The 532-nt window shown below is 53.6% G+C and carries 2 protein-coding genes and 1 pseudogene; all 3 read right to left on the bottom strand.

The genetic code is table 11. The features are described from left to right. Positions 1 to 318, bottom strand: a pseudogene (locus ABD481_RS47130) (enolase C-terminal domain-like protein); the annotation flags it as partial. Beyond that, positions 224 to 478 carry a hypothetical protein gene (locus ABD481_RS47595; RefSeq protein WP_369776212.1) on the bottom strand — a complete coding sequence of 85 codons (255 nt, stop codon included), beginning with the start codon at positions 476 to 478 and terminating at the stop codon, positions 224 to 226. The gene ABD481_RS47595 and the pseudogene ABD481_RS47130, both read right to left, overlap by 95 nt. After that, positions 460 to 532 (bottom strand): hypothetical protein (locus ABD481_RS47125; RefSeq protein WP_225677653.1); only part of this gene is annotated, 73 nt, incomplete at its 5' end. The genes ABD481_RS47125 and ABD481_RS47595, both read right to left, overlap by 19 nt.

Here is a 532-nt window from a genome sequence, read left to right as displayed (position 1 = left end):
GTGGATCCCCATGCTCTGCTCCTGGAAGACCGCGTTATGTGAAACGAAATCAACGTGCAGACAAGCGGCCAGCGCCAGCGGCCCCAGCGGGCAGTGCGGGGCCAGCCCAACGTCATAGGCTTCCGCCATGCCGGCAATTTTATAGCATTCGGTAATACCGCCTGCGTGCGACAGATCGGGTTGTAAAATAGCCACCCCGCCCGCTTCCAGGACCCGTTTAAATTCAAAGCGCGAAAACATACGTTCGCCGGCGGCAATGGGAATATGGGTTTGCGCCGCCAGCCGCGGATAATATTCCGCCTGCTCGGCTAAGGAAGGTGCGAATAAGCAGGTCATTTCTTCCCAAGCTGACTCGCTGATTAAAATTTCGCGGATCTGGGCCGATTTTTTTCCCGCAAACACATCGAATCAGCCTATTTAGGCTATTTTTTCCACCATTTCTGGCGTTATTTCCGGTTTTTACTGAGATCTCTCCCACTGACGTATCATTTGGTCCACCCGAAACAGGTTGGCCAGGGTGAATAACATCGCC

Source organism: Catenulispora yoronensis, from assembly GCF_039531695.1.
GTDB classification, from domain to species: Bacteria; Actinomycetota; Actinomycetes; order Streptomycetales; family Catenulisporaceae; genus Catenulispora; species Catenulispora yoronensis.
The sequence above is the reverse complement of the archived record's forward strand: the minus strand, read 5'-3'. Positions and strand labels throughout refer to the sequence as shown.